Source organism: Ferribacterium limneticum (genome assembly GCF_020510625.1).
GTDB lineage: Bacteria > Pseudomonadota > Gammaproteobacteria > Burkholderiales > Rhodocyclaceae > Azonexus > Azonexus limneticus_A.
Window position 1 is genome coordinate 2,164,749 of record NZ_CP075191.1, and the last position, 15,353, is coordinate 2,180,101.

At 53.4% G+C, this 15,353-nt stretch carries 12 protein-coding genes; 2 read left to right on the top strand and 10 right to left on the bottom strand.

What is annotated here, in order from left to right; genetic code table 11:
• Window positions 1-20: 20 nt before the first annotated feature.
• From KI617_RS10140 to KI617_RS10185, 10 genes are all read right to left on the bottom strand, one after another.
• On the bottom strand, window positions 21-1,460 hold the full coding sequence (locus tag KI617_RS10140) for a lipopolysaccharide biosynthesis protein (protein ID WP_226445997.1): 1,440 nt from the start codon (window positions 1,458-1,460) through the stop codon (window positions 21-23).
• Window positions 1,461-1,487: 27 nt separating this feature from the next.
• The gene (locus KI617_RS10145) at window positions 1,488-2,675 is read right to left on the bottom strand and encodes a prenyltransferase/squalene oxidase repeat-containing protein (protein ID WP_226445998.1); all 1,188 of its coding nucleotides are present in this window, start codon (window positions 2,673-2,675) and stop codon (window positions 1,488-1,490) included.
• 346 nt (window positions 2,676-3,021) lie between these two features.
• Window positions 3,022-3,330, bottom strand: coding sequence for a hypothetical protein (locus tag KI617_RS10150; protein ID WP_226445999.1), 309 nt, complete (start codon window positions 3,328-3,330; stop codon window positions 3,022-3,024).
• Between the two features lie 454 nt (window positions 3,331-3,784).
• Window positions 3,785-5,038 (bottom strand): glycosyltransferase, encoded by a 1,254-nt coding sequence (locus tag KI617_RS10155; RefSeq protein ID WP_226446000.1) that lies wholly within the window; start codon window positions 5,036-5,038, stop codon window positions 3,785-3,787.
• 169 nt (window positions 5,039-5,207) lie between these two features.
• Window positions 5,208-6,887 (bottom strand): asparagine synthetase B family protein, encoded by a 1,680-nt coding sequence (locus KI617_RS10160; RefSeq protein WP_226446001.1) that lies wholly within the window; start codon window positions 6,885-6,887, stop codon window positions 5,208-5,210.
• A gap of 55 nt (window positions 6,888-6,942) precedes the next feature.
• A complete protein-coding gene (locus KI617_RS10165) occupies window positions 6,943-9,255 on the bottom strand; it encodes a VanZ family protein (protein ID WP_226446002.1) in 2,313 nt (770 codons plus the stop codon).
• Between the two features lie 118 nt (window positions 9,256-9,373).
• Window positions 9,374-10,237 (bottom strand): hydrolase 1, exosortase A system-associated, encoded by an 864-nt coding sequence (locus KI617_RS10170; protein ID WP_226446003.1) that lies wholly within the window; start codon window positions 10,235-10,237, stop codon window positions 9,374-9,376.
• A complete protein-coding gene (locus KI617_RS10175; protein ID WP_404826698.1) occupies window positions 10,234-10,980 on the bottom strand; it encodes a hydrolase 2, exosortase A system-associated in 747 nt (248 codons plus the stop codon). Before KI617_RS10175 ends, KI617_RS10170 begins: the two co-directional genes overlap by 4 nt.
• 73 nt (window positions 10,981-11,053) lie before the next feature.
• Window positions 11,054-11,755, bottom strand: a complete 702-nt coding sequence (locus KI617_RS10180; protein ID WP_226446006.1) for a GNAT family N-acetyltransferase — start codon at window positions 11,753-11,755, stop codon at window positions 11,054-11,056.
• Between the two features lie 49 nt (window positions 11,756-11,804).
• The gene (locus KI617_RS10185; protein ID WP_226446008.1) at window positions 11,805-12,056 is read right to left on the bottom strand and encodes an acyl carrier protein; all 252 of its coding nucleotides are present in this window, start codon (window positions 12,054-12,056) and stop codon (window positions 11,805-11,807) included.
• Window positions 12,057-12,169: 113 nt separating this feature from the next.
• Between KI617_RS10185 and KI617_RS10190 the strand changes: the two genes are divergently transcribed.
• Both KI617_RS10190 and KI617_RS10195 read left to right on the top strand, forming a co-directional pair.
• Complete coding sequence (locus KI617_RS10190) at window positions 12,170-13,768, top strand: acyl-CoA ligase (AMP-forming), exosortase A system-associated (protein WP_226446009.1); 1,599 nt, start codon at window positions 12,170-12,172, stop codon at window positions 13,766-13,768.
• Window positions 13,758-14,996 (top strand): pyridoxal-dependent decarboxylase, exosortase A system-associated, encoded by a 1,239-nt coding sequence (locus tag KI617_RS10195; protein ID WP_226446010.1) that lies wholly within the window; start codon window positions 13,758-13,760, stop codon window positions 14,994-14,996. Before KI617_RS10190 ends, KI617_RS10195 begins: the two co-directional genes overlap by 11 nt.
• Window positions 14,997-15,353 lie beyond the last annotated feature (357 nt).

Here is a 15,353-nt window from a genome sequence, read left to right on the forward strand (position 1 = left end):
CCTTGTCGGCAGCAACCCGTTCAAGCGGTCCGCCCCCGCACGATGTTCAAGACTTCCAGCAAGCCCTGCCGGTTGACTACCCATGCCGTAAGACCGTAAGACAGTGCGCCCGTTAAGATCAGGAGCACAAGATTTTCAAGTGAAGATAGCGTCGATATATATCGCGTTGCAGCCACTGCTCCGTACATGGCCGTGCTACACAGCAGAGAGGGGAGCATGGTGGCTATCAGTGCACGGGTCGCCACTTCCAGATGAGGACTCGATCTGTACAAATTCCAAAAGAATACGATCGGGAAAACAAAGACCCACGACAAGCTGAGCGCCACAAGGCCGTAACGGTAAGTCACGATGAAGGCGAGGCACATTACGACGGCGGTGGTACAGATGTTCCGGAAGCTGACGTCCGCCCGCCCTACTGATTGCAACCCGCCGGCGACGAATACGGAGAGTACGCGCAACGGCATCATGAGACAGATCATGGCGAGGGGCACAATGGCTTCCTCCCAGGTTTCGCCGAGAAGTGTCCTCACCAGTTCGGGGGCAACACACGAGATGCCCCACATGACGGGGAAAGCAAACAGGCTCAGGGTGCGCATGCCCTTCAGGAGATAGCTGCCGACTTTGCCGCCTTCCCGGTGGACCTTGGACAATGCTGGCGTACCGACCTGGTTGAGTACGGCAGAAATGCGGGCGGCCGGGAGCGATGCCAATTCCATCGAAATCGAGTAGATGCCCAGCGCATGCCCACCCAGCATTTTGCCGACAATAAAGGAATCGGCCTGGGAATAGAAAAACCAGACAAACTGGTGCTGCGCCACGTTACGTCCAAAATGGAACATTTCTCCGCAACCGGAGAACTCGAATATTGGCATACCAACCGGTCGCACCAGGAAATTCAGTCCGATTGCGCGGATGACCGCAATGGCAATGCTGCCCCAAGCCAGCGCGTATACGCCGTATCCGTAGTAGGCCATACCGAGCGTTAGCAGGGAGCCGCTCAAGCTGGCTGAAAAATCGACTATGGCGCGACCACCAAAGGACATCTCCCTTGCCAACAGGGCGGACGGAACGACTGCAAAGGCAGCAGGCACAAACTGCAAGGCGATCACCTGAATGACCTGCAACAGGTCCGGCGATTCGAAAAAGGCCGAGGCGAGCGGCGCAGCAACCATCGCCATCAGGACGAGTACCACGATATTCGAGAGCAGCACGATACCGAATATCTGACGTAACTGCCGGTCGGAGACATCCTTGGTCCTGACGAGTGCCGAGCCAAGACCGATTTCTGAGAGCAATCCGAAAAAAGAACTGAAAATCGACGCCAACGCCATCAGACCGTATTGGTCCGGAACGACAAGCCTCATCACGTAGATGGTGATGGCCCATGTCACAAGCTGTGTCGCAAGGCGACCGACCACAGTCCATTTAAGGCCCGTGAGAAACTGGCTACGAAGGCTCAATCGGATAACCCTGGCGGAACCGGCACGTCAGGCAGCCTTCAGATCGAGTTCCATCAACTGTGCGTCGGCACAAAACTTGGCTGCCCAGTTGAGGTATTCAAATCGACCGTAGTGTCCATTCACGGGATAAGCACCGCGAATGCCGCCAATCACGTCAGCCGATCCAGCCAGATGCACGCTACGGCGCACATAGCGATTGGCTAGACACGCTGCTTCGGCGTAGGCCCGGTTTCCGGTAATGGCATGAAGGATGAACCAGCAAGCCGCGATTTGAACATTTCCGGTCAAGCATACCCAATCTACCGCGGGTTGCCAGTTGCTATCGAGACGACCGGCAATCCGGCCATCTGCTTCGATGATGCGTAACAAGGCCTGCGCGGTACGTTCAGCCGCCTGCAGAAGATCCGCTTCGCCAGAAAGGCGATAGGCTTCGATGACACCGCGAAGTACGTATCCGATGGTGTGCGTCAGCGGACGATCCGGCTCGTCCAGGCAGTTACTGGCGAACCAACCATTCGCCTGTTGCTTGGTAAGCGCCCAACGCACCTGTTTGAGACCTGCTTCACCAAAACCGGCATCTGGATTTACACGCGCTGCCTCGAAAAGCCCCCAGGAAACGTGAGTTTCGTAGGCTTTTTCACCCGGTGCTGCAAAGGGTGTTGGGTGTTTGCGCCAGCAGCCGTCGGCATCAAGCGAGTCTCTCAGCCACGCTGCCGCACGGTTCATCGGATCAAGGTAGCTGGCGCCGAAGCGACGAGCTCCAGCTGCGAGTCCCATCAGGATTTGACCGGTGTTGAAGGTGACCGGAACGCGCGGGGAACCGTCAACCTTGCCACCCTGGAACCCTCCCTCGGGAAACTGAATGGATACCAGCCAATCAAGCATCGTTCGCGCATTGGCAAGCAGCACTTGGTCATTGGTTCGATCTGCATAGGCAATCAGTGTCGGCACGATGTAACCACTGGTTTCCGGGTAAGAACTAGCCCAGCCATGAACAAGGCTGAAATCCCTCGCTGAACCACCGTCGCGAAATTTCGAGCACTCCTGGGAGCGAATAAGCCACTGTATGTTTGCTGCGGCCACCGCCTCCGGTCCAGCGTCATATTCCGGCAGCCCTACGCGGTCGAGTTCTAGTTGTTGGCGAGCAGGAGCCGGCAGCTTTGGCTCATCGATCAGGCGCTCTTTGAGTTGTGTCGCGAATTGCTTGAGTCCCATGTTCGGTCAATGCTTTATTTGATAAGTTGGTCAAGAAGTCTGAATAGTTTGGTCGTTCGCGACTTCCCTGATTTTAGCGCGGCAGCCTCGCTGGCGACGCTTAAACGAGCACTAAGGCGCCAAGCATCGAATAGGTTCTCGAGCTTATGACGGCCCGCTCATCGAGGCGAAGATGTATTTTCCTGGTCAAAGGATCACACGCCCCCTTGCTCAGTCGTGGAAGTCCGGAAATCCATCCCTCCCCGCAGCAAACAGCTACGCTTCTGCCAACTAAGCCCGATGCTATGGGCTGTTGCTGTTGGAAAGGTCGAGATGACCGCCTCCGGTCGATTCTTGCTAATTATTTTCATACCTGACCAGACACACGCTGGCCACCAGCTAACCCAGCCATCCAGTGGATGGTATTTTCCGCCAATCGCCAAATACGGTGATGTATCAAGCCAGAATGCCGCAACAACACCAACATCCTTCGGTATTTGCCCTGCTGGGATGGACCGATAGTTTGATGGGTATTGGGTGAAACGGTGCAGGTCAGCGGCTCACGCCAGAACTCACGTAAGAGGGTACGGAAACTCGAGGCAAGCAGAATGCCGCTGATGACGCAAACAGGAGGGAAGTGGTGCGCGTTACTAAAGACCCGCTTGTTGTTGTCCATGTCTTTCTTTTAACTCCATTGCCGTTATTGGCATCACCCCGAGACACAACGTTGTAACGAATGGCTTTGGCACGATGGGCTCACGATTCAGAACAACATCCTACTCAAAAGAACAGTGAATCATATTACATAAGCAAGTCGCCCCCACTTATCTCAGCACTCATTTATCGCCCGATGATACGGATAGCCCGAAAAATCGCCCGTGAAATACTACTCAAAGAGCATGCCAAATCATCATCTGCAGAGAATTGGCGACAGCTATTACATTTTGAATGCGGGCATTTTGGCACGTGACCACCTCCAATACTCCGGGAAGGGACCCCAAGTAAACAACCTACTGAGACATTACAGCTAAGGATTGTCTGAACAAGTCAAAACATTCGACCCAGAATCCACTTAACTCATTGTTTTAAAAATATAACAATATTCGTAACGGCACTTACCCAGACCATCCCTAACCCGTTCCATGATCCAATACGGAGTTCAAAAACCCTGAGAGTGACAAACATCTTCCTCGACGTGAGCACTGTTCAACGGCCTCAATATCCGGAATAGGAGCGTCGTTTTCTTGCAAAGAGTGAATCCACTCTTTTAGGCCTGATTCAATTCTATCAGCGCTATCCAAATCACATATCCAGTGAAGGCCTGCTTGCCTCAATACATTAGCTGTATCCCCCAAGGGGTCTGTAAGCGCAACAATCGGCCGGCGAGCCCGAAGATATTCATATATTTTGGCTGGAATTTGTTCGTTACAACTTGAAGCCTGAAGTACCAACAAAGCATCGGCCCGAAGCATTTCAGCGAGCGCTTCGCGATAGGGAAGCGAGCCACATACTTCAACAAAATCGGATACGCCATGCTCAGTAGCAAGAGAGTGCAGCAACTCTTCGTGAACTGCTGCGCGAAATCGAATCTTGATATCACCTTTTTCAATAAACTTTTGATCCTTGAGCTTTGCAAGCACGATGAATAGTTGTCTGGGATCTCGCTCTTCTGGATAAACGATGCCGCTATGCAAAAAAGTTAGGCAACCAGGATTGAGCTGATTATTGGTATCACCATCCGTTGTCACGCTCGAAAAGCTCTCTTCGTCATAACCGTTCTCTAGCACGATCATTCGATCTGCTTGTTGAGGGTATCTCTCCTGATACATGCGAGCAGCCCCTGGCGTTGTAAAAAGGCATAGTTTGGCTAACTCAACTGCCTTCTCTTCAACTCGCTTGAAACTGCGCCATGTCTTTTCATCCGCCGGATATCCTTCTTGCGCCATTGGGTCACGGAAGTCGGCAATCCATGGGAGATTTGTCTTTTCACATAATTCCGCACCGATGAGATGGGCGGTTGCAATCGGGTATGTAGACCAAATTGCATCCGGCCGATATTGCTGGATCATTCTCAAGCCTTCGCGCACAGCCGAATATTTCCAACTAATCCAACGATCTGGTTGCGCCATCCAATTGAAATATCGCCCGCCGATTGATAGGTGCCTGGCTGTATCAAGCGCTAACGTCCTTCGTACGACGGTTCTTGGGGGGATTTCGGCCAATAAATCGTCGCTCGTCGATTCATATGCCTTCTGATCCGCAGTAAGAACCAAAGGCTCCCACCCAAAATTTGGCAAGTGTTGGACAAAACGCAAAGTTCGCTGGATACCACTACTCCCGGCCAACGGGGGGAAATGGTAAGCAATCATGAGAACACGCTTCATTGGCATATTTTGGGATTCCAAGCATCCGGCGATGCCGATACGGCCCCGGAGAGAGTGTAGAGTGAAAAATTAGCTTTCAGCTATCTGGAGCGGAAAGTCTAGACTCCAAATTGCATATCCTGTGTGAATTGAAACACAGTCAGAATATGGATTCTGAAGACAAGAGGACTCAGTTGAAATTTCTGATTGCGTAGCCAGCCCGATGACTTTGAAGCCATTGCTCAAGCATCATTGATATCCAGATCATCTCTCCGTAGTAACCGGGGTGCTCTTGGAGGTGCTTGCTGAAGAGCCGCTCGACAAATTCGGCACGAAGAATTCCACGATCAACCAGCCCCATGACAGAGTTTCTGGCCAGCTTTCTCAATGCATCGTGACGAGTCAGCCACACGCCAAAGGGAAGACCGAATCCTTGCTTTTTTTTGACGATGATTTCATCGGGCAAAAATCCACGAAGCGCTTCCTTGAAGAACCAACGCAGCTTCAGCCCTTTAAGTTTGTACTCGACGGGCAAGCGCAATGAGAACGCCAGCAAATCATCATCAAGCATCGGGAATCCGACATTAATGCCAGCTAGGCGAGTAGTTCCACACACCTTAGGTAAATCGCTTTCTGCTAGCGTAAAACGCCAATCAAACGCTAGTTCCCGGTTAGTCAGATTGCAGGTCATCGCAGAAGACCAGACCTCTCGTTGAAGACCAAGAGGGGCACTCAGGTTAATGGATTGCAAAAACCCTGGTGTCAGCACCTGATCAACACCGAGGCGTGTAATCAGGTTGTATAGCTGAAGACGGTCTGGCATCGGAATGCTGGCCTGCTCAATATAGCTACTCCCTTTTTTAACCAAGGGGATTTGGTCCATTCCCGGCAGGCTGAATAAGGGCTCAAGAAGTCCTTTTTTCAGGAGGCTTGGGAGATGCCGATAGCTATTGAATATCCTTTGCTTGGCATAACGCGAATTTCCACCGAAGAGTTCATCGCCACCGTCACCGGCAAGTATCGTGGAAACGCCGCCCTCTTTTGCCATCTTTGCGCAGTAGTAGGCCGGGAGAGCTGACGAATTACCGAAGGGCTGATCGTAGCTGGATGCAACCATTGGGATGCTACTCACGAGATCGTCTGGTGTGACGTAATACTCGTGGTGCTCGGTATTGAAATGGCGTGCTGCAATGCGTGCAAACTCCATTTCATCGTAACCCTCGGCCTCGAACCCGATTGAGTATGTCGCTGCTGGCGCACCATGCGCGAGGCCAATCATCCCTGCAACAGTAGAACTATCTGTTCCACCACTCAGGAAGCATGCTGCTTTTCCTCCATCTAGCTGGCGAGCGGCTGCTTGCTGCAGAATCTCCCGGAACTCATCACGAAGCTTCTCGAAGGGCTGATTCCTGGCCTCTTCGAAAGCAGGTTTCCAATAGGGCGCAACAGTTAATTGGCCATTTTCAAACAAAACATAGTGACCCGGAGGTACCCGATAGACCCCTTTGAAGATCGTCCTTGGAGATGGGATTGCGTGGAAATAAAAATAGTCAAAGATCGCTTGAGGATCAATTTCCGTACTTGCATCCGCCAATTCATCAGCGCGCTCGGCAAAGAGCAGCCGGCCGCCTACTTCGCGATAACACAACGAGCGAATGGCAAATCTATCAACAGCCATGAAGACAGTGCCAGCCGCTGTTTGCATTGCCACTGCAAAATCGCCGGCAACGGTATTGGGGGCTTCGGTCTTGTGGCGTTCAAAAGCATTTTGCCAGGCACTCAATACACCTTGGTTCGTCGCGACTTGCTGGATATCCGTATCGCGAAATCGCGGTTTTCCGAGTACTAGACAGGTCTGAATGGATGTCATTGAGAGATTTCCAAAGTTATTTATCGCGAAATATTGGCAAGACGAGGCACTGTACTCAAGCCCTCACTTCCGGACTCCTGCCGGATCGCGGTTGCGACACCGAGGAGGCGCAGTTTTTCCAGAACGGGTAGTGCAGCAGTGCAACCAGGACGAAATAGGCGGTGAAAACAACAGCAAAATGAAGCCACAACTGTGAGCCGACGATATAGTTGTTGCGGTCCGGACTAAGAAGAAACTGCCATGCCGAGAAGACCTTTCCATATTTCAGGATCATCGGTTCCGAGCCAAACCATAGGCAGGCGACACTGCTGATCATCGCCGCAACAATCAAAAATAGCTTTGCAGGAATATGGCTTGGGCGAGCCAGCAGGCTGGCCAGCAAGGTAGCTGACAGTGAAGCCAGAAACGCCCCTGAAAACAGCAACATGGCATAAGGAAAATCGCCGCCACCGCGCATCAACTCGGTAAGGTTGTCGGTGGCTGCATGGCTGACAATAACTGCGTGTAGCGGCCAGGCAAGCAGAAGGGACCAGAGACACCATATCGCCAGAATCCCCTTCTGCCCCCCCCTGCTCAGACTCGCTGTCAGGATGATCGCACCCAGCAGAGGCAAGGAAATTGCGCAGTGCAAGGCCACATAGCGGCCTATCAACTCGAGATCCCAGGCCCAGTCGAGGACAGGACTACCGACGATATCGTGAATACTTTCCAGCGGCACGCTAAGCCGCAACAAGACCCAGTTAACCAAGGCATGTCCGATCAGCCATAGCGGCAGGAAGCACAACGCTCGCGAGGTCGGATCAAATTTCCGGATTACAGGGAAATGGCCATTGATTAGCCATAGGAGCGCCATGCTTATGCCTGCAATCGAGAAAAGCCCGGCGATACCAGGGGCCACCAGTTCCTTGATGTTGTACGGGACGCCGGGCAGCTTGATCAGCACTGCCAGTCCGATGAAAAGAACAGCAAAAGCAATGAGCTGTGAATATTCTATAGACACAGGAAATGGGGTCGTGCTTTCAACCGAAAGCCCTGCTCTGGGTTCAGTTTGAACTGTCTTTGGCGTTGTTGATTTCAAAGTTTTCCAATCAACTGAGCGAAAGGTTTTGGCTAGGTGCAACCCGAGCCAGCCACCGAGACTGAACAATAAAATGTCCGTGGTATCGGCAACTTTGCCGGGTAGGAATAACTGGCCTGTTTCGATGATTGACGCCAGCATCAACATCAGCAGCCCCCCAGCGCGCACTGAGCCACCCGATTTGCTGACTGCCATGCCAAAAATCAAACCACCGGGGACGAACAAGGCGATCTTGCGAATGATTTCGTTGATGGCGCGGAATTCCGTTCCTTGGTAGAGCGTCAGAAATGGCAGTCTTGTCAGCATATCCTGCGCATTTTCGATCAGCACTGAGCTGACAGCAAAATCAAAGGGAAACCAGAAAACCACGACCATGGTTACTGCCCAGGCGCCCCAAGCGCGATACCAAAAACTCGAAGAGCGGCTAGAGATGATGGAGAAGAGCTTTCGTTCTCGACTCGCCAGATAACCGCCCAATCCTCCGCCTAAGGCAGCCAGCAGAGGATCGGTAACGTCAGTGACACGCGAATAGACAAACAGTTGGGCAAGCTCCACCCCCATTGCCAGTAGGCCGACATCAATCGCCGCCCCTAAAGACGACGATCGCCGTTCCATGGCAAGCAGTAAACCAACGGGAAGCCAGAGCAGAAGATCAGTAGCCAGTTCGTAAACAATTTCCGCCACGCCGCCTTTCAAGCCACTGAATGGAACAAGAACGAGGCGCCCTTCCGTCCATTTGTGATAAATCTCGACGGCGCTCACTGTTATATCGAGCGGCAAGATACTGAATAGCAGAACAACCAGCAGGTAAAGATGCAGGGCCTTTAACAGACCACTTCTCCCCTGCTCCGCTTGCCAAAGCGTACCCAGCCACTGCCCAACCAGCGCCCCCCAGCGCAATTGCGCTATCGCTCCGAGCAGCCCACCGAGGCTTAATGCCAATACGTCCTTTTGCGAAACAGTACGCGGTGGAAAATATATCTGTGAAAACTCGAGGAAAAATGCCAGTACAACCCCGGTTGCTACCGCCAAAATCACTGAAAGAAGCGCACCACAGCCTGGAAAGCGATGCCTGCACCAGCCCCCCAATAGAAACGTGAAGGGAATGAGCAAAATGCTGTTGGTTGCCCAATCCGTGGCCGATTCGATTGCTTGGTCGGCAAAAGGCAAACTGGCAAAGCGCTGAAATGCATCTGCAAGCGGTAATGGAGAGAAATTCAGTGGCACCCAACTGCCATAGATCACAAACACCAGGTAAATCAGGGTACTTGCAGCCAAAATGCGGGGCATGGGATGAGGGCTCAAGACTTTTCCCTTTCACATGCAAAAACGACGAGCTTTATCCACTGAAGCTGGCCAACATCATTACTTGCCTGAATGCCTATTGGCGGTTGCAATACCCTGCGCATTATCGCGCCATCAACTTTCTAAGCCAGGAAAGCGTGGCACTTTCCACTGCTTGCTGCTGCTCAGGTGCTGAGAATGTATGATCCGCCTCGACCAGATTCACACGCTCAAGGCGTGCTCCTGATAGCGCTTTCATTGCCTCAGCATCGGCTTGGCAATACTCCAGAAATTCTTTGGCGGTGTAGTCGTCACCACTGAGAATAAGCAAGGTGTATCCGGTAAAGGCCTGCAGACCTCTGATCATTTTTCGTTGAAAGATACCAGACGAACTGCTTGACGCTCCTTGAGCTTCATTTGTTCGGGCACGTAGCCATGCCCCCACCAGACCCTTCAATGATTGGCCAAGCCCAAGCCTGAAAGTCAGCAACTTTTTCCAGAACTCTGCTTGCAGAAGGCGTTGACGGTAGTAGTGCTTGATATGGGTCTTCGCCAAGCTGGCTTCCGAACGCACCCATGGATTAAGCAGAACCATACCTGCCACGCGCTTATCCTGCGTGACATCCCAGTAAATCAGGCTGGCCGATGCAGCATCGCAAAGTCCCCACAGTACAATCCGCTCCACCTCGGGACATGCAGCCTGAAAAGCATCAATGGCCGCTGCAACATCATCGCTGACGTCATCGAACTGACGTAAATCGCCTGTGCTATCCCCCATGCCACGATAGTCGAAACGAAATACGGAGAAGCCGGCCGCAGCCAGAGATCGGGCCAACAAAACAAATTGCCTGTGACTACCCACGCGATATTGAGGTCCACCAACAGCAATCAGCACACCAAGGTTATTAGTTGGTTCAGATTTGGTGAGAATGCCCAAGAGACTCTCGCTGCCACAGGAAAACATGACCGGAGATTCGACGTAGCTCATGACTCAGCATCCAGAGCATCCATAGTCTTCAGCAACAGTTCCGGTGCATCTTCAATTTCTGTTGTTTGCCAAAATGCAGAGCCTGCTGCCAGCGCTGTATGCACAAGATAACCCGCTGCCAACCAGTCCTGAACTCGTTTTTGTGCAACAGGGGAAAGCGTGGCATCAGCCCGATTGGAGAGTTCAATCCACGCCACCTGGGAGCACTTAGTGGAAGGAGGCAAGAGGTCAGCCGATTCCATACCTTGCGCCAAACCTGGAGCAATCGAATATCCAGCGATATCAACAGGCAGGCCGTCAGCCAGGGTCCGTCTTATTTCATCAGCCAGCCCTTTCCCATTGCCAGAAACCAAGTCACTTGCCATTTTCAGACGCATGAACTGCTGCCAATGCTGTTTCCCGGACAAGACAGGTTGCCAAAAAATGAAATTGACTGATTCCGATAGCTCAGCCGCTGCCTGAGCCGCAAGCAAGCATCCCGCGCGTAGTCCCCAAAGCGTAAGGGGCGCCTCGCTACGAGACCTTAGGTGTTCGCAGGCATACAGTACATCTTTCAGCCACAAATCCCACGTGGCGTCTTCAAACACACCAGAGCTATCACCACAGCCGAGTAGATCCATCTGTAGCACGCAAAAACCAGCGGCAGCCAAACGTCGGGCTTGCCTGGCAGCCATGCGCCGGGACTTGTTCATTTCCTCGGCAAAGGGATGTACATACAGCACAGCGCCTCTTGCCGGATGCATGTGGGCCTCGTGAAAAACACAGAAGCGAAAGCCGTCAGCAACAGGAAGAAAATATGGAGTCAATCTTTGGGACCTAGCGCTTTGGTTTGAGGCGAATTACGGGCCGGCCTAAACCATTCCAGCTAATGTTGATGAAGGGATAGCATGAGGAAATCATGAGTTGCAGCGGGCCCAGGCAGAAAAAATTTAGCCTGGCAAAAACATGCAATCCCATTCTTTTGTGCGATTGCAGCGACTGACTGTTGAATGCAGATATTCGCGAAAAACTCCACTTGATACCTTGCTCGCTCAGCCGCATGTTGGCTGCGTCCCATAAGCGGGCAAATGTCCTACCCAAGCGGAAACGTGGTTCTACATGAACGTCGAAATCCCAGACACCTTCGGCTGGTTGATCTATTACGAACCGGCAATGCACTTCGTCTTCCTCGTAAAAGTCGTTGGCATACCAGAGGAATCCGGAAAAAACACCTTTGCTGGTTGCGAATAGACAATTATGTTGGCGAGCGAAGCGGCTGGCGATGACGTGTGGTGGCCTGGGAAAAAAGGCCGTCACCGGATCTGAGCTTCGGGCAACTGTAACCACATCGGTATCCGATGGCTTGCATACAGGCACGCTGTTCGCTGGAACGGGCTGGGCCACAAGGTAATAGCGAATAAGTCGACAATTTCCCCGACTCAATTTCTGCATGCTCCTGCCCAACAGGTAAAGCATACCGTTCGTGACCCCGAGCGTGCGAATTGCCGCAACGAGAGGTGATTCCGGGGCGGCTGCCATGACGTGTCAGGTTCGCTCTATCGCCTGAAGCAGGGCTTTATAGAACATCTCAGGCCCCAAGCTTGCCGGCTACAAAGTCAACCAAGGAGCCAACAGTCGCGAACGTACTCCCTTCGATCTCATCGTCGTCCACCGTGAAACCGAATCGTTCTTCAAGGTTCGTAATGAGGGCAACCACCGCCATGGAGTCCAGTTCCGGAATCGCCCCGAGCAGGGGAGTATCTGAGGTAAACCCTGTTGCGCGGCCATTGAGACTAAGAATTTCGTCAAGCAGGGAAAGCACTTCGTTCTGGATGTTCAATCGATGCTCCTGAGCTATTTAGTGGGGAAGCGGAATTATAGGGGGAGATTGCCGTTTAGGACTGTGAGATACTGCACGTCGTCATACTCCGATTTCTGCCAAACTGCCTGCCCATGCGAGACTCGACGCTTCTACCTGAACTGATTTCCCGTGCCGCCGAGCGTGATGCCGCCGCTCCAGCCCTCACCTACGGCAAGACTACCCTCAACTACGGCGAACTGCAGGAATCCGTTTCCCGCTTTGCCAGCGGCCTGATCGGACTTGGTCTGGCACGCGGTGAGCGGGTTGCCATTTACCTGGAAAAACGCTTCGAGACAGTGATTGCCAGTTTTGGCGCACCGGCGGCCGGCGGCGTGTTCGTGCCGCTCAATCCGCTACTGAAGCCGGAACAGGTGGGTTACATCATGCGCGACTGCAATGTCCGCGTGCTGGTCACCTCGCCCGAGCGCCTGACACTGCTCAGGGAAACTCTACCGGCCTGCCACGATCTGCGCCATGTGGTCGTGCTTGATTCGCCCAGCGCGCTATCGGCGCTGGGTGGCTTGAACGTACTAAGCTGGAGCACGCTACTCGATGCCCCTTCTGCGCAAGGCCATCGGGTCATCGATACCGACGTTGTCGGCATTCTTTATACCTCCGGTAGCACTGGCAAGCCGAAAGGCGTGGTGCTATCGCACCGCAACATGGTCGCCGGCGCCAAGAGCGTAGCCAGCTATCTGGAAAACCATGCCGGCGATACCCTGCTAGCCGCCCTGCCACTGTCCTTCGACGCTGGCTTCAGCCAGTTGACGACGGCCTTCCATGTCGGTGCCCGTGTAGTGCTGCTCAATTACCTGCTACCGCGCGACGTGATCAATGCCATCGAGCGCGAGAAGGTCACCGGCCTGACAGCGGTGCCGCCGCTCTACATCCAGCTGACGCAACTGGCCTGGCCGGAAGGCATCACAGACCACCTGCGTTATTTCGCTAATACCGGTGGCCGCATGCCGCGCGAAACACTCGATGCCCTGCGCCGCCACCTGCCCCGCAGCAAACCCTTCCTGATGTACGGTCTGACTGAGGCGTTCCGCTCAACCTTCCTCCCGCCCTGCGAAGTGGACAAGCGACCGGATTCCATCGGCAAGGCAATTCCAAACGCTGAGATCCTTGTGCTACGCGAGGACGGCTCGACTTGCGGGCCAAACGAACCAGGCGAACTGGTGCATCGTGGCGCCTTGGTCGGCATGGGATACTGGAACGATCCGGAAAAGACTGCTGAGCGCTACAAACCGCTCCCCATCCATGCTCCTGGCCGCGAGGCCGGTCTTGTGTTGCCTGAAATCGCCGTATTTTCCGGCGACACCGTACGCATGGACGAAGAAGGATTCCTGTACTTTATCGGCCGCCGTGACGAGATGATGAAAACCTCAGGTTACCGGGTCAGCCCCACCGAGGTTGAAGAGATTCTGTACGCGACAAAGATGGTTGGAGAGTGTGTTGCCTTTGGCGTAGATAACGACCGACTCGGCCAGGCCATTCAGGTTATTGCCACCGCACCAGCCAACGGTACGCTCGACGTTGCCGCCCTCCTCGCCGAATGCCGTGCTCGCATGCCTGCCTACATGGTGCCAAGCGGCATTGAGATTCAAGATGGGCCACTCCCCCGCAACCCGAACGGAAAAATTGACCGAAAAACCCTGTCGACTGCTTGGATCGAAGCCCATGGAAGCTAAAGCCCCCCCGACTCACGCGCCAATGACTCAATTTGCCACAGTCGATAGTGAGTTGCTGATTGGCGGCTTGCCGCTCTCTCGCCTCGCTGAGCGCGTTGGCCAGACCCCCTTCTATGCCTACGACCGCGAACTGTTGCGCACCCGGGTTAGTCAGCTGAAAGCTGCTTTGCCAGCCGGAGTCAAATTGCACTACGCCATGAAAGCCAATCCGATGCCAGCGCTGGTTGCTTTCATGGCGACTTTGGTTGATGGCATTGATGTGGCTTCCGGCGGCGAAATGAAGGTGGCACTGGACGCTGGCGGTAACCCGCAAGAAATCAGTTTTGCCGGCCCCGGCAAACGGGATGCTGAACTTCGGCAGGCAGTCGCTGCGGGAGTATTAATCAATGTCGAATCGTTTCGTGAACTCGATGTACTCGCCCGTGTATCAAACGAACTGGCGCTGCCTGCGCGCGTGGCCGTCCGGGTCAATCCTGATTTCGAGCTGAAGGGTTCGGGCATGAAGATGGGCGGAGGACCAAAACAGTTCGGCGTCGATGCTGAACAGGTTCCGGCCCTGCTTGCTCGTATTGGTGAATTAAAGTTGAGTTTTGAGGGGTTCCATTTATTTGCGGGATCGCAAAACCTGAAACCGGAATCCATTTGCGAAGCGCAGCAAAAATCCTACGAATTAGCGCTTTCACTATCTCGTCACGCGCCGTCACCGGTACGCTTCCTGAATCTGGGTGGAGGATTCGGTATCCCCTACTTCCCAGGTGAGCAGCACCTCGACCTATCACCAATCGGTGACAATCTGACCCATCTCGTCGCCCGAGCCGCTCAAGACTTCCCACTCGCCTCGCTGGTCATTGAATTGGGGCGTTATCTCGTGGGCGAGGCAGGTATTTATGTTTCCAGAATCGTTGATCGCAAGATTTCGCGCGGACAAACCTACCTGATCACGGATGGCGGCCTGAACCATCACCTCTCGGCATCAGGCAACTTTGGACAAGTGATACGCAAAAACTACCCTGTTTCTATTGGCAACAGGATGGGGGCCGAGGATACCGAAATAGTCACCATCGTAGGACCTTTGTGCACTCCGCTAGACATACTCGGTGATCGAATGACGCTCCCTGTTGCCGTACCTGGTGACTTGGCTGTGGTATTCCAATCGGGCGCTTACGGCGCTAGTGCCAGCCCTCAAAGGTTTCTTGGCCACCCGGAAGTCGTTGAAGTTCTCGTTTAGGCTTGCGAGGCTTTTTTCCGCATCGCGCAAGCAAAGCTCTTCAAAATCAGCATTCCAAGCAGCCGCGAGACCGGAATAATGTCGAACTGCCATTCGTCGTAGGGAAATTTCAATGGCATTTCATTACAATGCGCCCCTTGTCTAGCGAAACTCTTTGCCTCCATTCGTAGTCTCTGTGAAATAGTGCACAGGCAGGATATGCCAAAGTAAATAGACTAAATACTGTGTACAGAACCAGTCTAACCACGTTTTGACCCATCAGATCGTGGTTCGACTAGGGGATAAAAGCAATTGGGGATAGTGCCACCATTACCCAGCTTAATTTCCGGGCAGCGAAGCTAGGATGGAGCCTCAGCA

Bases quoted from the DNA above. Each gene is read 5' to 3' on its own strand.
- KI617_RS10190 (WP_226446009.1), top strand. From the start codon at position 12,170: ATGCGAGACTCGACGCTTCTACCTGAACTGATTTCCCGTGCCGCCGAG.
- KI617_RS10180 (WP_226446006.1), bottom strand. From the start codon at position 11,755: ATGGCAGCCGCCCCGGAATCACCTCTCGTTGCGGCAATTCGCACGCTC.
- KI617_RS10170 (WP_226446003.1), bottom strand. From the start codon at position 10,237: ATGAGCTACGTCGAATCTCCGGTCATGTTTTCCTGTGGCAGCGAGAGT.
- KI617_RS10160 (WP_226446001.1), bottom strand. From the start codon at position 6,887: ATGACATCCATTCAGACCTGTCTAGTACTCGGAAAACCGCGATTTCGC.
- KI617_RS10175 (WP_404826698.1), bottom strand. From the start codon at position 10,980: ATGCATCCGGCAAGAGGCGCTGTGCTGTATGTACATCCCTTTGCCGAG.
- KI617_RS10155 (WP_226446000.1), bottom strand. From the start codon at position 5,038: ATGAAGCGTGTTCTCATGATTGCTTACCATTTCCCCCCGTTGGCCGGG.
- KI617_RS10195 (WP_226446010.1), top strand. From the start codon at position 13,758: ATGGAAGCTAAAGCCCCCCCGACTCACGCGCCAATGACTCAATTTGCC.
- KI617_RS10165 (WP_226446002.1), bottom strand. From the start codon at position 9,255: ATGCCCCGCATTTTGGCTGCAAGTACCCTGATTTACCTGGTGTTTGTG.
- KI617_RS10150 (WP_226445999.1), bottom strand. From the start codon at position 3,330: ATGGACAACAACAAGCGGGTCTTTAGTAACGCGCACCACTTCCCTCCT.
- KI617_RS10145 (WP_226445998.1), bottom strand. From the start codon at position 2,675: ATGGGACTCAAGCAATTCGCGACACAACTCAAAGAGCGCCTGATCGAT.